Annotated in this window: 19 protein-coding genes and 1 tRNA gene; 8 read left to right on the top strand and 12 right to left on the bottom strand. The window is 71.7% G+C overall.

Annotated features, from left to right (window positions below):
- Nucleotides 1–87: 87 nt before the first annotated feature.
- The 3 genes from ACWDRW_RS32150 to ACWDRW_RS32140 form a co-directional block, all read right to left on the bottom strand.
- Entirely contained in the window at nt 88–1542 is a 1455-nt protein-coding gene (locus ACWDRW_RS32150) for a serine/threonine-protein kinase (RefSeq protein ID WP_451729344.1), read from the bottom strand.
- A complete protein-coding gene (locus ACWDRW_RS32145; RefSeq protein ID WP_451729342.1) occupies nt 1539–2336 on the bottom strand; it encodes a serine/threonine protein kinase in 798 nt (265 codons plus the stop codon). Before ACWDRW_RS32145 ends, ACWDRW_RS32150 begins: the two co-directional genes overlap by 4 nt.
- Nucleotides 2337–2477: 141 nt before the next feature.
- Nucleotides 2478–3671, bottom strand: a complete 1194-nt coding sequence (locus ACWDRW_RS32140) for a hypothetical protein (RefSeq protein ID WP_451729339.1) — start codon at nt 3669–3671, stop codon at nt 2478–2480.
- Nucleotides 3672–3937: 266 nt separating this feature from the next.
- On the opposite strand from ACWDRW_RS32140, the gene ACWDRW_RS32135 reads away from it, so the two are divergent.
- The 3 genes from ACWDRW_RS32135 (at nt 3938) to ACWDRW_RS32125 (ending at nt 5393) form a co-directional block, all read left to right on the top strand.
- Nucleotides 3938–4312, top strand: coding sequence for a hypothetical protein (locus ACWDRW_RS32135; RefSeq protein ID WP_451729336.1), 375 nt, complete (start codon nt 3938–3940; stop codon nt 4310–4312).
- A gap of 189 nt (nt 4313–4501) precedes the next feature.
- Complete coding sequence (locus tag ACWDRW_RS32130) at nt 4502–4870, top strand: hypothetical protein (RefSeq protein WP_451729333.1); 369 nt, start codon at nt 4502–4504, stop codon at nt 4868–4870.
- A gap of 100 nt (nt 4871–4970) precedes the next feature.
- A complete protein-coding gene (locus ACWDRW_RS32125) occupies nt 4971–5393 on the top strand; it encodes a peptidase inhibitor family I36 protein (RefSeq protein ID WP_451729331.1) in 423 nt (140 codons plus the stop codon).
- 70 nt (nt 5394–5463) lie between these two features.
- On the opposite strand, the gene ACWDRW_RS32120 is transcribed toward ACWDRW_RS32125, so the two are convergent.
- Nucleotides 5464–5685 (bottom strand): DUF6480 family protein, encoded by a 222-nt coding sequence (locus tag ACWDRW_RS32120; RefSeq protein WP_451729328.1) that lies wholly within the window; start codon nt 5683–5685, stop codon nt 5464–5466.
- A 61-nt stretch (nt 5686–5746) separates the two neighbouring features.
- Nucleotides 5747–7276, bottom strand: coding sequence for an FAD-dependent oxidoreductase (locus ACWDRW_RS32115; protein ID WP_451729326.1), 1530 nt, complete (start codon nt 7274–7276; stop codon nt 5747–5749).
- Nucleotides 7277–7372: 96 nt separating this feature from the next.
- Here ACWDRW_RS32115 and ACWDRW_RS32110 point away from each other — a divergent pair, with 96 nt between their 5' ends.
- Nucleotides 7373–7849: an SRPBCC family protein gene (locus ACWDRW_RS32110; protein WP_451729324.1), complete on the top strand. Its 477-nt coding sequence runs from the start codon at nt 7373–7375 to the stop codon at nt 7847–7849.
- Between the two features lie 771 nt (nt 7850–8620).
- Here ACWDRW_RS32110 and ACWDRW_RS32105 read toward each other — a convergent pair.
- Nucleotides 8621–9232, bottom strand: coding sequence for a DUF998 domain-containing protein (locus tag ACWDRW_RS32105; protein ID WP_451729321.1), 612 nt, complete (start codon nt 9230–9232; stop codon nt 8621–8623).
- Between the two features lie 88 nt (nt 9233–9320).
- Nucleotides 9321–9602, bottom strand: coding sequence for a hypothetical protein (locus ACWDRW_RS32100; RefSeq protein WP_451729318.1), 282 nt, complete (start codon nt 9600–9602; stop codon nt 9321–9323).
- A 304-nt stretch (nt 9603–9906) separates the two neighbouring features.
- Between ACWDRW_RS32100 and ACWDRW_RS32095 the strand changes: the two genes are divergently transcribed.
- Nucleotides 9907–10764 (top strand): hypothetical protein, encoded by an 858-nt coding sequence (locus ACWDRW_RS32095; RefSeq protein WP_451729315.1) that lies wholly within the window; start codon nt 9907–9909, stop codon nt 10762–10764.
- A gap of 100 nt (nt 10765–10864) precedes the next feature.
- Here ACWDRW_RS32095 and ACWDRW_RS32090 read toward each other — a convergent pair.
- Nucleotides 10865–10938 (bottom strand) — tRNA-Gly (locus ACWDRW_RS32090).
- A gap of 522 nt (nt 10939–11460) precedes the next feature.
- On the opposite strand from ACWDRW_RS32090, the gene dcd reads away from it, so the two are divergent.
- The 3 genes from dcd to ACWDRW_RS32075 all read left to right on the top strand — a co-directional run bounded on the left by dcd (nt 11461) and on the right by ACWDRW_RS32075 (nt 13413).
- The gene (gene dcd, locus ACWDRW_RS32085) at nt 11461–12036 is read left to right on the top strand and encodes a dCTP deaminase (protein ID WP_451729313.1); all 576 of its coding nucleotides are present in this window, start codon (nt 11461–11463) and stop codon (nt 12034–12036) included.
- Entirely contained in the window at nt 12033–12542 is a 510-nt protein-coding gene (locus ACWDRW_RS32080; RefSeq protein WP_451729310.1) for a phosphoribosyltransferase, read from the top strand. Before dcd ends, ACWDRW_RS32080 begins: the two co-directional genes overlap by 4 nt.
- Before the next feature lie 76 nt (nt 12543–12618).
- Nucleotides 12619–13413, top strand: coding sequence for a calcium-binding protein (locus ACWDRW_RS32075; RefSeq protein ID WP_451729308.1), 795 nt, complete (start codon nt 12619–12621; stop codon nt 13411–13413).
- A 74-nt stretch (nt 13414–13487) separates the two neighbouring features.
- Here ACWDRW_RS32075 and ACWDRW_RS32070 read toward each other — a convergent pair whose 3' ends face one another.
- The 4 genes from ACWDRW_RS32070 to ACWDRW_RS32055 are packed head-to-tail and all read right to left on the bottom strand — an operon-like array spanning nt 13488 to nt 18709.
- A complete protein-coding gene (locus ACWDRW_RS32070; RefSeq protein WP_451729306.1) occupies nt 13488–14462 on the bottom strand; it encodes a Yip1 family protein in 975 nt (324 codons plus the stop codon).
- Between the two features lie 25 nt (nt 14463–14487).
- A complete protein-coding gene (locus ACWDRW_RS32065; RefSeq protein WP_451729303.1) occupies nt 14488–15924 on the bottom strand; it encodes an FG-GAP-like repeat-containing protein in 1437 nt (478 codons plus the stop codon).
- 29 nt (nt 15925–15953) lie between these two features.
- On the bottom strand, nt 15954–17282 hold the full coding sequence (locus tag ACWDRW_RS32060) for an FG-GAP and VCBS repeat-containing protein (protein WP_451729300.1): 1329 nt from the start codon (nt 17280–17282) through the stop codon (nt 15954–15956).
- 20 nt (nt 17283–17302) lie between these two features.
- Nucleotides 17303–18709 (bottom strand): FG-GAP-like repeat-containing protein, encoded by a 1407-nt coding sequence (locus tag ACWDRW_RS32055; protein ID WP_451729297.1) that lies wholly within the window; start codon nt 18707–18709, stop codon nt 17303–17305.
- Between the last annotated feature and the right edge of the window lie 57 nt (nt 18710–18766).

Here is an 18766-nt window from a genome sequence, read left to right as displayed (position 1 = left end):
CCGCTGAACGCGGGCGGCGTCGGGTACGTCAGCGGCATCTACCTCAAGGGCGACGAGACCGGCGGCGTCACCACCAAGTGCTCCTGATCAGCCGGCGCAGGCCGGGACGGACGGATGGCTCCTGGTCCGTACGTCGGGCAGCCAGGCCGTGGTGCGCAGGGTCTCCGGTCCCTTCTCGGCCTTCGGCAGCCGTACCCGGTACCAGCGTGACGAGCGGACGCCCGCCTCGTCGGTGATGGGGACGCCGCGCTCCAGGCCGCACTCGACGACCAGGGTCTCGCCGTGCCACACCCGCGTGCGCACAACGTTGTCAAGGACGTACGGCAAGGTGGGGTCGATGGCGAGGCCCAGGCTGCACTCGGGGTGCCGGTCGGTGCGGGCGCGGCACTTGTCGTCGGCGTTGTACACGGTCAGCCGCGCCTGCTGCGCCGTACGCCCGGGGTCGCGGTTGTCGGAGGGTCCCCACTGCCACCAGGCGGCGCCGCCCGCGCCGAGCACGGCCAGGGCGGCGCCGGCGGCGAGCGCGGCGGACCGCTTGGCCGTGCGCGGACGGCCGGCGGGGCGGCCGTCCCCGGGCCCGGCGGCCCGGACGCGGTCCAGCAGGCTCTCGGCCGTGTGTTCGGCCCGGTCGGTGTGGGCGGGCAGCAGACAGTCGGCGGCCAGGGCGCGCCAGAACTCCGGCACCACGACGTGCAGTCGGAGCGGCGCCCTGCCCTCGGCGTACTCCTGGACCGCCGAGGCCCGGGAGGTGAAGGTGGCCCCGGGGAAGGGCGAGGCGCCCCCGGTGAACACCTGGTGGATCATCACACCGAGGGCCCAGACGTCGGCCGTGGGCCGCACCTGCACCCCGCGTTCGTCCAGCGGGGCCCGCCAGCGCTCGGGCGGCAGGTAGTCGGGCGAGCCGAGGGGCGGGATCCAGCCGTGGGTGCCGCGCGTGCCCTCCAGTTCGGCGGTGAGGCCGAAATCGGACAGCCGTACCGAACCGTCCGCCATGATCAGCACGTTGTCCGGCTTCAGGTCGCCGTGCACCCAGCCGAGCCGGTGCAGATGGGCCAGGCCCTCGCAGATCTCGGTCAGCAGCCGGTCGGCGTCCGGCAGCGGGCCGCCGTCGGCGGCGTCCAGCAGATCCTGGAGGCTGCTCTCGGCCCGCTCCATGACCAGCACGACGGCACCGTCGAGTCCGGGCACCTCGCAGTCGCCGAGCACCACGGAGTCCAGCAGCCGCATCAGCCGGGGGTGGTGGGCCCGACTGCCGAACTCGATCTCCCGCCGCGCCGTCTCCGCGATCCGCTCGGCCTGCCGGGGGGCCAGCCCCGAGGTCGGCAGGAACTTCAGCGCGACCCGCCGTTCCGGCTCGGGGTCCTCGGTGTCACGGCCCTCGTAGACGCGGCCCCAACCCCCGTCGGCGATGGGTTCGGTGACCTCCCAGCGGCCGACCCGGAAGCCCGGGGGGATACGGCCGGTTCTCCCGCCGTCGCCCGTCCCGCCGCTCCCGCCCGTCCCGCCCGTCCTCTCGTCGTACGTCTCTTCCGTCCCGCTCACCGGTGGCCCCCCGACGGTGCCGGTTCCGGGAACGAAAGGTCCTGGGAGCGGGGCGGCAGCAGCGCCAGGTGCTCCTCGCGGACCAGGCCGAAGCGCAGCGCGACCCCGACCACGGCCTCACGCTTGCCGGTGCGCCGGGCGCCGCCCGTTTCGACGGCGTCCTGCGGTCCGCGCACCCGCAGCTTCTGCTCCGCCAGGTAGTCGATGTGGGAGGTGACCGCCCGCGCGGTCAGCCGGGACAGCGCCGGATGGCTGCGGATGCGGTCCACGACCTGCGGGGTGGTCGGCACACTGACGGCCGACTCGTCGCGCAGTCGCGGTTCGCACAGGGCCACCAGGACGAGGAAGTAGGTGGCGGTCTCGTCCAGGGAGTACGCGTTGACGGTACGGGTGCCCCAGGCGCCGCCGGGATCGTCCGCGTCGAGGTAGACGTGGTCCGGGGCGAACACCTGGAAGCTGACCGTCGAGCCCCGGGTGGGCAGGACCACCCGGGCGAACTCGAAGGGGATCGGCGCCCCCGAGCGGCGCGGCGGCACCCGCAGGTACTCCCCGGCGCCCTCCGGGTTCTCGACGAGATAGCTGTGGGTGGTGGAGTAGTTGGTGAGCTGCCAGTGGTCCTCCGTGACCCGGACCTCCCCGGCGAGCCGGGAGACGGCCGGGTCGGGCAGCAGCAGTTCGACCGGATGCGTCTTCGTGCCCCGGCCGAAGCGCGCCGCCTCCCCCGGCCCCAGACGCAGGGTCGTCGCCGGTTCGGTGCGATGGGCTGACGGCAGATGGATCAGTATGCCGCTCATGGGCAGATTTTCCTTCCCCGCTTTCGGCCTGGTCAGCGGCCGCGCCGCATCGTAGCCCCGGGGGGTATCCGGCGGGACTCGATCGCGTGCCCGGTGGCCGGATTCCGCCGGAGGGCTTCAGCGGCCGCTGTCCGGTGCCTTCTACGAGGAACAGAGGGGCACGCCGGGCAGTTGGTTGCCGGGCGAGCTGATGTAAATGTTGGTCATGTACCCGCCGTACTGGGGGAGGTAGGCCCACCACGTGTTCGTGTATGGCGGAATGCTGACCTCCTGTCCCGACTTCTGGCAGCTCACCAGGACTTCGACGCCCGCCGGCAGGCTCGTCAGCGGCGCCGAGTCGACGGTGGTCGGCCGGGGGCGCACGTTCACGCCCGAGCTCCAGGTGCCGAACCAGGTGCCCGCCGGGCGGACCGCGCCGGGCACGTCGAGGGAGCGGGTGAGCCTGCCCAGGTCCGTGTACGCCTTGCCGTACGGGGTGCCGTCGGGGTGCAGGGTGAACACGGCGACGATCGTGCGGTCGTCGGGCCCGACCGTGCCGGTGCTGTGCAGCGCCTCCCGGGTGAGGTCGACGCCCGCGGCGGCGCGCGGCGCGGACTTCGGCGCTGACCGCTCGGCCGACGCGGCCGGGACGGTCGTGGCGGGTTTCGGCGTGCACGCGCCGGAGTCGCCGAAGCCGGACCACCCCTGCTTGACGGCCCACGGCCGCTGGAAGGAGCCGGCGATACCGAACTGCTGGTCGAACCCGTCGGTTCCACAGCGCGTCGACTGCCGCAGGTTGCCCATCACGTAGTCGCGCACCGGCGCGGCGGCGGTGTCCAGGACGTACCGGTAGATCCGTACGGTGTCGGCGGCCGACAGGGCCACATAGCCCCAGTAGTCCTCGTAGCCCGCGGGCGGGTTGGCGGTGTCGGTCAGGCCGAGCCGTGTCACCGTCCGGTCGATGACCGCCGTACGGCCCCCGGCCTTCCAGTAGTAACTGGCCGCGTTGTCGTCGCTGCTGCGCAGCATCGCGTCGAGCCGGGTGCGGTCGGCGGTGGGCAGGGTGCGGGGGTCGCGGTCGCGCAGGTAGTCGAGGGCGATGAGCAGCTTCACGACCGAGGCCGAGCGGAACTGCAGGTTCTCGTTGAGCCGTTCGGTGAAGGCGCCGGTCGTGCGATCGAAGACGGCGACTCCGGCGGTGACGCCCGCGGGCACCTCGGCCCGTGCGGAGGGGGCGGCCGCCGTTGCCGGGGCGGCGGCCTGTGCCGACCCGGTCAGGGCCGGCACGGTCGCGGCGAGCGCGAGGACGGCGGCGACGGCGCCGAGTCGGCGCGGGCGGGTGGTGGGACTGGTCAAGTGGGGGTTCCCCTTTCGGCTCCGGGTCCTGGGCCGCGTACGGCCGCAGGTGGCGTGGGGACGCTACGGCGCCGACCGGGCGCGCGACATCCGGAAGTTGACGGGGTGTCGTGACTGGTCGGCGCCATCCCGGACCGGGTCCGAAGGCCTCTACCCCACCGTCACGCGGGGCGTCATTCCGCGAACTTCCGGATGACGCGCCGGGCCGCGCCCCGGATACGTTCCGCAGCGTTCGACCGCACTCGACGACACGGGATGGAGTTCCGATGAGCGGAAAGGCTCTGCTCCGCACGCTCGCCGTGACGGGCCTGCTGCTCGTCACCGCCTGCTCCGCCGCCGACCGGCCGGCCGAGGACACCGGCGGCCCGCTGCGCACCGAACTGACCGACGGGGAACGCAGGCTCCTCGGCACGGCGGAGGAGCGGCTGATCGCCGACTGCATGCGCGACCAGGGCTTCCAGTACCGGCTCGACCCGGGCGGCCCGCGCACGCAGGCTCCCGAGCGGAGCTTCGGCCTGGACGACGTCGCCTGGGCCCGCCGCCACGGGTACGGCCTGGCCGAGGCGGCTCGAGTCGCGGACGGGGCCGTTGAGGGGGGTGGCGGGAAGGCCGCGGCCGAGAAGGGCACCCAGGCCCGGTAACTCGCGTCCCTCCCGGCCGAGCGCCAGGCGGCGTTCGACCGCGCTCTGAACGGAACCGACCGTGCCGCCATCGTCGTACCGGCGCCCGGCCGCGGTCAGATCTTCACCAGCGCCGACGGCTGCCAGGCCGACGCCCGCCGGGAGCTCTACGGCGACCTGCGCCGGTGGACCGAGGCCAAGGCGGCCGTGGTGAACCTGGAGTACGTCACCTACGACGACGTGGTCGCCGAAGAGGCGTACACCGAGGCACTGGCCGACTGGCGCGCCTGCATGCGGGAGCGGGGCCTGCACTACCCGAGCTCCTCGGACGCCATCGGCGCCGTGGCGAAGGAGAACCGGGACCGCTCCGCCGAGAAGGCCTGGAAGCGGGAGGTGACCGTCGCCGTCGCCGACGCCGAGTGCAACCGCGCGGCGGGCCTCGCCAGGACCGGCGCGAGCCTGCAACGGCAGCACGTGCGGTACGCCGCCCACCACGAGTTCGCCCGTCAGACCCGCTACTACACCGAGGCCGTCACGACGGCGCTGGACCGGGCCCGCACGGTCACCGGCGCAGCCTGATCGACTCCAACCAGCCTTCGCGCCCGGCCGCCCTCGGCCCGGGCGCGGGCCCCGGCGCGCATGCCGCCGCCCGGGGAAAACCCACCACCAGGAGAACACCATGCGTACGAGCAAGCGCGCCCTGCTGGGCCTGGCCCTCGCCTCTGCCCTCATCCCGATCGCCGCCACCACCGCCCAGGCCGGCGGCACGACCCCCACCTACAGCCAGCGGGACCCGGGCAACTGCCCCCCCGGGTTCCTGTGCGTCTACAAGGGGATCAACTACGACCTCCAGGACGTCGGCATCGCCAAGTTCCAGTACGACAACCCCATCTGGTCGAACACCGAGAACCGCTTCATCGCCCACGAGGACTCCTCCTGGTACAACAACGGCACCGGGAGCTCGTGGAGCTCGGTGGAGATCTTCAGCGACAACGGCTGGGGCGGCAACTCCTTCTGCCTGGACAAGGGCTGGGGCAACACCTGGGACAAGGTGGCCAACGACCAGGGCGAGGCCAACCGCTGGATCCAGGGCACCTGCTGATGTCCGCAGCGACGCCGTGACCACCGAGAGCGCCCCCCGGGTCACCGACCCGGGGGGCGCCCTTCCGAGGTCACAAGAGCACCGCCATCGCGATCAGCCCGATCACGACCAGCAACACCAGCACCATGATCAGGACGATGGGCATCGGCCCCCATCCCTTGCGCAGCTCGGGCGGCTCGGGATGCGAGATGCCGTACGTGCCTCCTTCGGAGGGCGGTGTCTCGCCCGGGGGCACCTCGCCACCCGGTTCGAGCCCCGGGGTCCTCCTGGGTTCCGGGTCAGGAGTCGTCATCGCGCACGCTCCTCTCATGCTCAGGCACCGGGTTCCCCTCGGCTCCGGCCTGAAAAGCGCCTCAGAGATCGTGCCGTTTGAGCGGTCGTACGGCGGGCCCCTGGAGGATCTCTCCGTCCGGGGCGAACCGGGAGCCGTGGCACGGGCACTCCCAGGCCTGTTCCGCGCGGTTGAAGGCCACCAGGCAGCCGAGGTGGGTACAGCGGGCCGAGACCGCCCGGAGCTGGCCGTTCTCGTCCTTGTGCACGGCCCAGTGCCCCGCCCCCACCCGGACCACGGCCCCGTCGCCCGGTGGAATGTCCTCCGGCGCGGGCCCGCTCAGCGAGGGGATCCGGTCGCCGACGAAGTGCCGGGCCACCTGGGCCTGGTGCTTGAGGAACGTCCCGCCCTCGCGCACCACGGAGGCCAGTCGGCGGGGATCGTAGAGGTCGCTCCACTCGACGCCGCGTCCGGTCACGAGGTCGCCCAGCAGCCGGCCCGCCATGATGCCGCCGCTCAGGCCCCAGCCGCCGAACCCGGTCGCCACGTAGGTGTGGCGGCTGCCGGGGTGGAACCGGCCGACGAGGGGGACGGAGTCGGTGGAGTCGTTGTCCTGGGTGGCCCAGCGGTGGGTGAGGGAGACTCCGGGGAAGCGTTCCTCGGCCCAGGCGGTCAGCCGGGCGAACCGTTCGTCGACGTCGGCGGAGCCCGGGGTGAAGTGCTCCCCGGTGACGATCAGCAGCCGTTCGCCGTCGCCGAGGGGCGCCGAGCGGACGGAGCGGGTGCCCTGCTCCGGGGTGATGTACATGTCGCGAGGGGCCCGTGCCTCGTCGATGGTCCCCGCCACGACCAGTTCCCGGCGCGGCGACAGCCGGGTGAAGAGCAGGGCCCGGTCGAAGACGGGGTAGTGCGTGGCGATCACGACATCGCGGGCGCGCACCGAGACCCCGGCGTCGGTGGACAGCACGCAGGGTTCCCCCTCGGTGAGTCCCACGACCCGGGTGCCCTCGTGGACCGAGCCTCCTCGCCGCCGCAGATCGTCCGCGAGGGCGAGCAGGTACTTCCGCGGATGGAACTGGGCCTGCCCGCCGACCCGGACGGCCCCGGCCACGGGGAAGGGCAGCCCCGTCTCCGTGACGAACTCGGCCGGCAGCCCCGCCTCCCGCGCCGCCTCCGCCTCCGCCCGCAGCTCCTCGACGCCGCGCGCGTCCTCGGCGTAGGTGAAGGCCGCCGCCTCCTCCCACTCGCATTCGATGCCCAGCTCGTCCACGATCCCGGCGGCGTGCCGGATCGCCTCGTTCTGGGAGCGCGCGTACAGCCGGGCGCCCTCGGGGCCCCGGGTACGGCGCAGCCGGTCGTAGACGAGGGTGTGCAGAGCGGTGAGCTTGGCGGTCGTGTGCCCCGTGACCCCGGCGGCGATCCGCCCCGCCTCCAGCACGGCGACGTCACATCCTCGCCGCGCCAGCTCCCAGGCCGTACTGAGGCCCGCGATGCCCGCGCCGACGACGGCCACGTCGACGGTGAGATCACCGGCGGGCGGGGGAGCGGGCTCCCCGGCGGGCGCGGTCTCCAGCCAGTAGGACCCCTGAAACTGCGCGTCGGTATTTCTCATGGCCACCGAGTTCCCCTCGGGCGATCTTTTACGTTCGCCCTTCCGGGTACCCGGCGCATCGCAAAGGTACGGCGACGAGCCGACAAGGAGGCTCTGATGAGCACGGTCAAGGAAATGGTCGAGGTCGAGGTCCCGCTGCGCATGGCGTACGACCAGTGGACGCAGTTCGAGGAGTTCCCGAACTTCATGGAAGGCGTGGACGAGGTCCGGCAGGTCGACGACCGGCACAACCACTGGACCACCAGCATCGGCGGCGTACACCGCGAGTTCGACACGGAGATCGTCGACCAGATGCCGGACGACCGGATCACCTGGCGGACGGTCGGCGGCGACACGCAGCAGCGCGGCTCGGTCCGCTTCGAGCGCATGGACGACACCCACACCCGGGTGGAACTGACCATGGAGGTCGAACCGAGCGGAATGGCGGAGAAGGGCGCGGACGCCCTCGGCATGATCGACCGCCGGGTCAAGGGCGACCTGCACCGCTTCAAGGACTACATCGAGGGCGGCGGCAGCCACACGGGCGGCTGGCGCGGCCGCATCCGCCCGGAGAACCCGGGCATGACCCACTGACCCGACCGCAGGCCCCGGGCCAGACCACCGCCTTGTCCCGCGGCAACGGGCCCGGGCGGGACGCGCGAGTCACCGGGTTCGGGCTGACGGGAGCGTCACCGGGTTCGGGCTGACGGGAGCGTCACCGGGCTTGGGTTGGGCGCCGTCGTGCGACGCCGGGCGCGGGCAGAACACCGTGCCGCAGCAACGGTCCCGGGCGGGACGGACGGGCGCGTCGTCGGGCTTGGGCTGACGGGAGCGTCACCGGGCTTGGGTTGGGCGCCGTCGTGCGACGCCGGCCCGGGCTGGGATGGCCGTGGGGCGGCAATGACCCGGGGCACGATGCCGTCGAGCGGCGCCGGACCCAGGGTTGGACGTCGTCACGCGGCAACGAACCCGGGCGGAACGGAAGGGCGCGTCACCGGTCGGCCCCGATCCCTCAACGGGGTCGGCCGGTGAGCGAGAGCCCGCGCGTCCGCCCGGGACACACCCGTCCCCATGGGCCCCGCACGGAGTGCGCACTCGCCGTGGCGGGGCCCTCGGCCGAAGTGACCGGCTCCGCCGACCTGGCTGTGGACCCCCACCCAGCGGGCGGCACCATGGGCCGCGCCCTATGCCCGGGCCTCGCGGGGCGCCGCTACGGCACCGAAACCGCCCGCCCCTCGTGGCCCGGCACCAGGGCCGCGCCCTATGCCCGGCCTCGCGGGGCGCCGCTACGGTACGGAAACCGCCCGCCCCCTCCCGGCCCTCCCCGTCGAGGACCTCCCACCACGGGCCGCAGACCCGGTCGGCCTAGGCCGAGCCCGCGTCCTCACCCTGGCCCGGCTGCGGATGACGCAGGCAGGAGACCACGACCACGAAGGGCCACAGGGACTGAAGGGCTGTCACGAAACGCTCGGCGACACCGGCGGCGCCCTGACGCTGTATCTCGAACATGAACCAGGCCGCCCCGACGCCCATGAGGGCGGTCGCCGTCCGGGAGGGCACGGGCCGTAATCCCCAAGGCGCCGCTTCGCTGCGATGGGCGGCCAGGACCGGCCAGACGGCCAGCAGCACGAAGCCGACCGCGGCGACCGAGCCATGACGCAGGGAACCCCCGCTGCTCGGCGCCGGGAGCAGCACCACCGCCAGCGCCGCCACGCCACCACCGGCCAGCGCGACCCGCCCGGCGGGCGCGGCCGCGCGGAGCCCCCAGGCGGTCAGCAGATGGCAGACCCCGAGGGCGAGCAGCGCGCCGGTCATCACCCAGAACCCCGCGGCCCCGTAGGCCGCCAGGACGCTGATCGTCTGCGTAACAGGGTCATAGGCGGGCCCCTCCAGGAGTGCCGCGATCGTCCAGCCCCCGATCAGCAGGACCGGCGCACACACCGACGAGAACAGGGCCCATCTGGGCACAAGTCGCACCACATCACCGTAAGCCGCCCCACTCCCCACACACCGCCGCCGCGCCAACTGGAAACCGGCGCGAACCAGGCCTGCAGCCGTTACTCCGTTACGGGATGAGGATGTTGTGGGCCTCGACGACCGACGTGTCGAAAGGAGGCGCGCCGATCTCCTTCGCCGCGGGGATGACCTTCTCCTCCAGGAAGCTCCGAAAGGCCTCCTCCGTCTCCCAGACGTCGACGACCTGCCAGCCGCCGGTCTCTCCCGGCGCGGCGAAGTGCGCGATGAGCCCCGCGGGCGGATTCGCGGGATCCGGAATCGCTCGCTCGAACGCTTGCTGGTAAAGCTCCTGATTCCAGTTCGCCGCGTAGTTCTGCACCAGCACACTCATGGCAGGGCTCCTCGATTCCCGGACGAAGACCACCCCCCTTCCCCGACGCTACGCCGGTGCCTCATGAGCCGCGAACGATGACCGTCCCAGACCACGACGTCGACCAGAGCGACCCACGAAGGCCGAGCCGTGCCCGACGGCCGTCACCTACCGCCCGGTTCCTGTGTCGCCCACCGCTTCGCGAACGAAGGTCCTCTAGGCTCACCTCGCCACATACGACCCTTGATCGACGGAGGGCGGCACGGCGGGCATCAACCGCGAGCGGCTCATCAGAACGCTGACATTCTGGCTGCGTCCTGCGTTCATGCTGCGCGTCATCAACCGGTTCCAGAAGATCGCGGGCTTCGACCGCTCGATGGCTCTGGCCTCCGGCGCACTGACCGCGCTGATCCCGCTGGCGGTGTTGAGCGGCGCCGTCTTCGGCGGAGAATCCGCAGACCGGATCATCAGCCGCTACGGGCTCACGGGCGGGGGTGCTGAAGCCGTCCGGGCGGTGTTCTCCGCCGAATCCACGACTGACGGCGTCGGTGTCTTCGGGACGGTGTTCCTGGCCATCTCGGTGCTGAGCTTCTCCCGGACCATGCAGCGGCTGTTCGAGCAGACCTGGGAACTGAAGCCGCTAGGCGTACGCAACACACGCAACGGTCTGTGGTGGATCTGCGCACTCAGCCTCTACACCGCGGTGATCGGATGGCTCTACGTGGTTCTGGGCGGCGGACGCCTGGGACTGGCGGCCGCGGTGTGCGAGGTCCCGGTGACCACGGCCTTCCTCACCTGGAGCGGCCGGATCCTCTCCGCGAAACGGGTCACCGGGGCAGCGCTGCTCCCGTTCGCGGTGTCCGCGGCCGTCCTGTCCGCGGCCTATTCGGTGGCCGCGACCGTCTACCTGCCACCCCTGTTCAATTCCTACGCCTCGCGCTACGGCGCGGCCGGCGCGGTCTTCGGGATGGCCTCGGCCCTCTTCGGCGCCATGCTCGTCCTCGTCGCATCAGCGGCCCTGGGCAGGGAAGTACGAGACGAACTCCTCCGGATCCGGCACGGCCGACGCCCGTCCCAGGACGAAGTCCGCCGCCAGTGGGACAGCATCGTCGAACAGACCCGGTCCCGCTGGCGCGCAGTACGCAAACAGTCCCCGCCCCATCAGCCGGAGAACTCCCCCTGACACCGAGACCGCTTCAGTGTCCCGGCACGGATCTGCCCCGAGACAGCGGATCACCACGGACAGCAAAAAAGGCCCGGGTCGACGACCTGGGCCTTCTCCATGGAGCGGGTGACGAGAATCGAACTCGCGCTCTCAGCTTGGGAAGCTGATGTTCTACCATTAAACTACACCCGCGTAAGACGCCGAGCGGAGTCGGTGTCCGAATGCTCGCTCACTGTACCTCATGGCAGGCCCCTGGTGTTCTGGACCGGGGGCCTGACGGTGTTTCAGGGGTGGGATGCGGCTGCGGGGGGCCGGAGTTGGGGCGTACGGTGAAGGGGTGGGAGAGGGTCCGGGCGGGACCGGAGTGCCGCCTGGAGAGCCGTCCCTTTCATCCCGTAATGTGGCCTTTCGTCGCCCGGCGGGCAGCAGCCGGGTGCGGCTCTTGGGGAAGGGACTCAGAGGACTTGATGGAGCGCACCGTCGTCCGATGTGCCGATGGGCACGTGTTCAGCACCGCTTCGTTCCCGATGCAGCAGGCCGAGCGGCTCGGTCCCGGACGGCTCGTCCGGTGTCCGCGCTGTGCCCGGCTTCGCAGTGTCGTTCCCGTGATCTTGCAGAAGCGGTGAAGCGGTAGAGCGGCAGCAGGCACAGACAGCCAGGCGCGCGGTGCCGTCCGATGGTGGTCGGCCCGCGCGCCTTGCGTATCCTCGGGACGTGCTTCTCTCAGACAAGGACATCCGGGCCGAGATCGACGCCGGGCGGGTGCGGATCGATCCCTACGACGAATCCATGGTGCAGCCGTCCAGCATCGACGTACGGCTGGACCGCCTCTTCCGGGTGTTCGAGAATCACCGGTACCCGCACATCGACCCCTCCGTCGAGCAGGCCGATCTGACCCGGCTCGTGGAGCCCGAGGGCGACGAGCCCTTCATCCTCCACCCCGGGGAGTTCGTCCTCGCCTCCACCTACGAGGTCATCACCCTGCCCGACGATCTCGCCTCCCGGCTGGAGGGCAAGTCCTCCCTCGGGCGGCTCGGGCTCGTCACCCACTCCACCGCCGGGTTCATCGACCCCGGGTTCTCCGGTCACGTCACGCTGGAGCTGAGCAACCTCGCCACGCTCCCCATCAAGCTGTGGCCCGGGATGAAGATCGGCCAGCTGTGCATGTTCCGGCTCAGCTCGCCCGCCGAGTCCCCGTACGGCAGCGAGCGGTACGGATCCCGGTACCAGGGGCAGCGGGGGCCGACCGCCTCCCGGTCCTTCCTCAACTTCCACAGGACCCAGGTATGAGCGCCGTACGCGAGAACCTCACCTACGAGCGGTTCGGCACCGCCGTTCGTGAGCTGGCCCAGACGATCGCCGATGACGGGTACGCGCCCGACATCGTGCTGTCCATCGCTCGTGGCGGCGTCTTCGTCGCCGGCGGGCTCGCCTACGCCCTGGACTGCAAGAACATCCACCTCGTGAACGTGGAGTTCTACACCGGCGTCGGGACCACCCTCGAGATGCCCGTCATGCTCGCGCCCGTCCCCAACGCGATCGACTTCTCCGACAAGAAGGTCCTGATCTGCGACGACGTCGCCGACACGGGCAAGACGCTCAAGCTGGTGCACGACTTCTGCCTCGACCACGTCGCCGAGGTCCGCTCCGCCGTCATCTACGAGAAGTCCCACTCCCTCGTGAAGTGCGAGTACGTGTGGAAGCGCACCGACGACTGGATCAACTTCCCGTGGTCCGTCCTTCCGCCCGTCCACAAGGCCGGGGAAGCGGCCAGGGAAAATAGGGAAGCGCTCTGACGAGGGCTCCCGTACGATCTTGCGGTCGCGTCTGATCGCGCACGTCATCACGACATCCCGTGGGGGGACACACTTCATGCGCACACCCATGCGCCTGCGCCTTGCCCTGCTCGCCACCAGCACCGCGCTGGTCGCCACCGGCGCAGGTGCCGGTACCGCACAGGCGGAGGACGGCGGCAGCGGCGACATCACGATCGACAAGGTCGTCATCAACGGCGGCAAGCCGGTCGTGGTCGGCGTCAGCAACGTGGTCAAGGCCAAGGTCACCGTGACCGCGTCGGACGACTCGGGCATCAAGGAGACCACGTACATGAGCGCGTACGGTCCGAACCCGAACTACGACCAGATCTGGTACGACGAGGGCGAGATCACCTGCGCCGAGGTGAGCGACACCACCTCGACCTGCACGGGCACGCTGACGTTCGACCCCACCGGTTGGGGCTCCGCCATCAACGGCAACAGCGCGGCCGGCAACTGGCGGCTCGCCACGCTGGTCTCCGCCACCGACTACGACTACATTCACCGGGACGCGGCCGGCACCTTCAAGGTGCAGCGCCTGTCCAAGCTCACCGTGAACGCCTCGCCCGAGCCGGTCAAGAAGGGCAAGACCATCACGGTCACCGGCAAGCTGTCCCGGGCCAACTGGGACACCCACACGTACGCGGGCTACGCCGGGCAGAAGGTGACGCTGCAGTACCGCAAGAAGGGCTCCAGCACGTACACCAACGTCAAGAGCCTCACGACCTCCTCGACGGGCACCCTGAAGACCACGGTCACCGCCTCCGCGGACGGTTACTACCGCTTCCACTTCGCCGGTACGACGACCACGCCGGCCGTCGCCGCCGCGGGCGACTACGTGGACGTTCAGTAGACGTCACAGAGAAGAAAGGAAAGGGGCTCCCCGCACGGGGAGCCCCTTTCTGCCGCCCGGGAACGCCGGACGAACTAGAACGTGCCCAGCTTCACGATCGACAGCAGTGCCACCAGCTGGATCGCCGACGCGCCCAGCGCCTTCGGCCAGGGCAGGTCGTGGGAGCGGCTGACCATCATCGTCAGCAGGACGCCGGCCGCGACCCAGGTGGCCCAGCCGAGGAGCTGGACGAAGGTCGCGTCGCCGCCGAGGAACATCGCGACGACCAGGCGTGGGGCGTCCGTGAGGGACATGATCAGCATCGACAGGCCGACCGTGGGCTGCCAGGCGCCGTCGCCGCCGAGCTGGCGGGCCAGGGTGTGGGTGACCACGCCCAGGACGAAGGAGGACAGCACCATCGCCACGGCCGTGGTCAGCACGATCGGGACCGCGTTGGAGAGGGTCGCGTTGATCGCGTCCTCGCGGGCGCCGTCGAAACCGAACACCGCGAGCAGACCGTAGAGGAACGTCACGATCAGGGCGGGGCCCCACATCGCGTAGTCCCGCATCTGCAGGAAGGTCCTCGCGGGGGCGAGGAAGATGCCCTTCAGCAGGTCCTTCCAGTGCAGGCGGGGTCCGATCGGGGCCGCCGGGGCCGCGCCCGCGTGGTAGGTCTGCCCCTGGTTGTAGGGGTCCTCGTGGACGGAGAACGCCTGGGTGTGGCCCGGGTTGTTCGCCGCGTACGGGTCCGGACCGCCGCCGTGCCCCTGCGGGTGGTGGTGTCCGCCGTCACCGAAGTACTCCGGCTCGCCCTGGCCGCCGTAGCCACCGCCCTGACCGCCGTAGCCGCCGCCGTACGGCTGCTGCGGCGGCGGGGGATAGCCGTACGACGGTCCCGACGGCCCCTGCTGCCCGTACGGAGGTTGTTGCGGGCGCGCTTGCGGGGCCCGGTTGTCCCGGCCGCCGCGTCCGATCCTGAATCCAGCCACGTCTTCGAACGTACCTGGTCCCGGAGAGTGACGTGCCGGGCCCGGCGGTCCGGGCCCGGCTTTGCTGCCGAGCTGTGACATCCCTTAGGGGACATGTCAGGGTCGGTCAGCCCTCCAGCACCGTCCCGAAGTACGCCAGCCCCGACGGTCCCCCCAGCGTGGTGCTGCTGAAGGACTTCGCGCCGGTCGCCGTCGTACCCGTGGACGTGCCGCGCAGCACCCACAGCGCGCCCGCGCCGGAGTTCTCGCCGCGGGCGCCCGTGACCAGCTCGGCGCGGCCGTCCTTGTTGGCGTCGGTCAGGAAGACCGAGTCGCCGAAGTAGTCGTACGACTCGGCCGTGCCCGGGACGCCGGAGGTGTCCTGGGAGAAGGACTTGGCGCCGGAGCCGGTCAGGCCCGAGGCGGAGCCGCGCAGCACGGTCACCGTGCCGGCGTCGGCCTTCGAGCCCAGGGACTCGTCGGCGGCGCCCACCGCGATGTCCTGGTATCCGTCGCCGTTGGTGTCACCGGCGGCGACGCTCCAGCCGAAACGGTCGTTCTTCTCGGCCGTGCCGGGCACGCCCGCCGTGTCCTGGGTGATCCGGACCGGGGTGCGGGTGCTCAGGCCGGTGGCGGCGCCGTAGGTGACGGTGATCGCTCCGCCGAGGCCGCCGTTGGGCTCGTCGGTGGACTTCTCCGAGAAGTTGCCGGTGACGATGTCGCCGTGGCCGTCCTTGTCCACGTCGGCGATGACGGCGTCGTAGCCGCCCGCGACCTTCGCCCCGGGCACCAGGCCGGTCGCGGACCCCTTGTAGAGGACGCTGCGGGTGCGGTAGCCGTCGGTGATCTCCTGCTGGCCCATGACCAGCAGGTCGGCCCTGCCGTCGCCGGTGACGTCGCCCGCGGTGATCCGGTCGGTGTTGATGCCGGTCTGGTCGTAGGTGTCGATGCCCACGAGCTCGGTCGCCTGGCCGGTGCGGGTGAACGGGCCCTCGAAGACGTTCAGTTCGGGCATGGAGATGTTCGCCGCGGCCAGGTCGGTGTCCCCGTCCCCGTCGAAGTCGCCGGCCGCCACCGACCAGCCGAGTTCGGAGCGGTACTCGGGCAGCGGCGAGGCGATGTCCGTGCCGCTCCTGATCCCGTCGGCCCCGCCCCACAGCACGGTCAGGGTGCCGTAGTCGTCGGTGGAGCCGATCCGCTCGCCGTACACGCCGACCACGATGTCGGTGTAGCCGTCGCCGTCGAGGTCCCCGGTGGTCAGGCGGTCGCCGAAGTGGTCGCCGGTCTCGGGCGTGCCGGGTATGCCGGTCGTGGCCTGGCTGAGGACCTGGCGCCTGCTGGTGTCGAGGCCGTTCGCGGTGCCGTAGACCACGCCGACGTAACCGGCGTTCGACTTGCCGTCGATCTTGGCGAGGGGCGCGCCGATCGCGAGGTCGCGGTAGCCGTCGCCGTTGAAGTCGCCGGACAGGCCCGAGGGCGCGGCGGACGCGGTGGCGGCGGGGAGGGCGGCGAGCAGGCCGGTGGTGAGGGCGGTGGCCAGCAGGAGGGTGGTCTTCTTGCGCATCAAGTTCCGTTCGAGAGGTTCGAGGGGGCTCAGTCGGCGAACGAGCCGCCGAACTCCGGCAGGACGAAGGCGCCCGTCGCCGTCGTACCGCCCGAGGCGCCGCGCAGGACGACGGACGGCTGCCCGCCGATGCCGAGGTCCGCCTTGCCGTCGTGGGTGAGATCGCGCAGGCGCAGCGTGTAGCCGAAGGAGACGTGGGAGTCGGCCGGCCCGGCCACCGTCTGCGGGATCCAGGAGGAGCGCAGGCCCGACAGGCCGCCGGAGCCGCCGCGGAAGAGGTGCACCCCGCCCTGGTCCTCCTTGCCGCTGACGTCCTCGTGCGGGACGCCGACCGCGAGGTCCGCGTACCCGTCGCCGTTCGCGTCGCCCGCCGAGAGGGCGTAGCCGAAGTTGTCGTCGGCCTCGGGGCTGCCGGAGACGCCGGAGCTGGCCTGGTTGTACATCGCCGAGCCGCTCGGTCCGGCGGAGGTGCCGCGCCAGACGAGGACCGAGCCCTTGCCGTCGTGGGAGTCGGGGCGGCCGAAGGCGATGTCGCCGTAGCCGTCCTTGTCGAAGTCACCGATCGCGGCGGTCCACGCGGCGACCGTCTTGGAGGCGCCCGACGTCAGGCCGCCCGAGGCCCCCTTGAGGAACCAGGCGCGCTGGACCGGCTGCCCGTCCACGAACTGCTCGCCCAGGACGACCAGGTCCGTCCTGCCGTCACCGTTGACCTTGCCGGCGGCGAGGCCGTACGAGTACCAGCCCGCGCCTTCCTTGTCGATCTCGCTGACCCCGCCGGTGGAGCCGGACTTGGTGAAGCCGCCCCGGTACAGCCAGGTCTCGGTACCGCCGATCACCGCGAGGTCGGGCGAGCCGTCGCCGGTGAAGTCGCCGGTGGCGACATCGCGGCCGAAGTGGCCCTTCGCGCCGGACTTCGGGGCGACGGCGGTACCGCCGGACAGGCCCGAGGCCGAACCCCACACGATGGTCACCGAGCCCTGGTACTGCGCGCTGCCCACGTGCTCCGTCGAGTTGCCGACTACCAGGTCCGCGTACCCGTCCTTGTTGAGGTCGGCGGAGGCGATGCTCTCGCCGAACTGGTCGTCCTCCTCGCCGGTCCCGGGGATGCCGGGGCTGTCCTGGTGGATGAACTGGGTACGGGTGCCGGGGCCGTCGGCGGTGCCGTAGACGACCGTGACGGTGCCGCCCTGGCGGTCGACGTCGTTGTAGCCGCCGTAGGCGACGTCCCGATGCCCGTCCCCGTTGAAGTCGTCGTAGTGCTTGGCCACCGCCGCGCTGGCGGGGGCGGTCGCGAGCAGCGGGGTGAGACCGCCGGCGAGGAGGGTCGCGGCGAGGAGGGAGGCCGTGCGTCGGGTCATGAACGGAGTCTCCTTGTAGGTCACTTGGCCAGCTCCCAGCCGAAGGTCGAGCCCTTGACCCCCGCGCCGGCGGCGGTCAGGGACTTGGCGCCGGTGGTCGTGAGGCCGGAGGCGGTGCCGCGCAGGTAGGTGATCGAGCCGTTCTCGTTCTCGTAGCCCGCGCCGGTCACCAGGTCGGCCTTGCCGGTCTTGTCGAGGTCGAGCAGGCGCACGGACAGGCCGAAGGCGTCTCCGCTCTCGGCGGTGCCGGGCACGCCCGCGGTGTTCTGGTGGTACGACGTGGCGCCGGTGGTCCTCAGGCCCGTGGCCGAGCCGAACAGCACGGTCACCGTGCCCGCGTCGCGTGCCGAGCCGATGTCCTCGCCCCAGGCGCCGACGACGACGTCGGCGTACGTGTCGCCGTTGATGTCGCCGACGTCGACCGCGGAGCCGAACAGGTCGTCGGTCTCGTCTGCGCCGGGGACGCCGGGGGTGTCCTGGTGGACGACGGTCGGCGTCTGCTGCGGGTCGGGGCCGTTCGGGCCGCCGTACCAGACGCTGATCTGGCCGCCCTTGCGGGCCGTGTAGTCGCCGAGGACGAGGTCGCCGTAGCCGTCGCCGTTGATGTCGCCGGCCGCGCCGAGGGCGCCGTCGGCGTTCGGCAGGGCGGTCAGGGCGTAGTCGGTTTCGGGGTGGTCGCCGAAGGGGTCGTAGTGGAAGTACCGGATGTCACCGGCCGGGTCGCCGTCGTGGTGCATCGGGTACACGCGCTCGGCCGCCTTGTCGCCGGTCAGGTCGCCGGCGATGACCTCGTAGGTGGTGCCGACCTCGCCGACGCCGGTGTGGCTGAGCGGGGTGCCGGTGCGGGTGAAGGGGCCGCGGTAGAGGTGGGTGTGGGTCTGCCCGGTGGCGGTCACGTCCGTCTTGCCGTCACCGTCGAAGTCGCCGGTGGCGACGCCACGGCCGTAGCCGCCCCACTGGCCCAGTTCGTCCGCCGGGGGCTGCGGCAGCGCGGAGCCGCCGCTGAGGCCCGAGGAGCCGCCCCAGACGACGGTGACGCTGCCGACGCCCTGCCGGTCGCCGATGCTCTCGAACTCGGAGCCGACGACCAGGTCGGCGTAGCCGTCGGCGTTGAGGTCGCCGGTGGCGAGGCTCGCGCCGAAGCGGTCGTCGGACTCGGCGGTGCCGGGGACGCCGGTGGAGTTCTGCGTGATGACGGTCTTCTTGGTGGACGGCACCCCCGAGGACGAGCCGTACAGCACGACCACGGCACCGGCGCTGTGCGCGGAGCCGACGTCGGCGCCCATCGCGCCGATGGCGAGGTCCCGGTACCCGTCACCGTTGAAGTCGCTTGCGAGACCCGAGGGCGCGGCGACGGCGGGGGTGGCGGGCAGGGCGGTGAGCACGCCGGTGGCGAGGGCGGCGGCGATCACGAGGGTGCGCTTCAAGACGGGACTCCAGTGGGGGGCCCGCACCGGCGGGCCCCATGAGGTGTTACGGCTGCA

The sequence above is a fragment of the Streptomyces sp. NPDC003635 genome (assembly GCF_053587635.1).
This window is presented reverse-complemented; position numbering and strand designations above follow the sequence as displayed.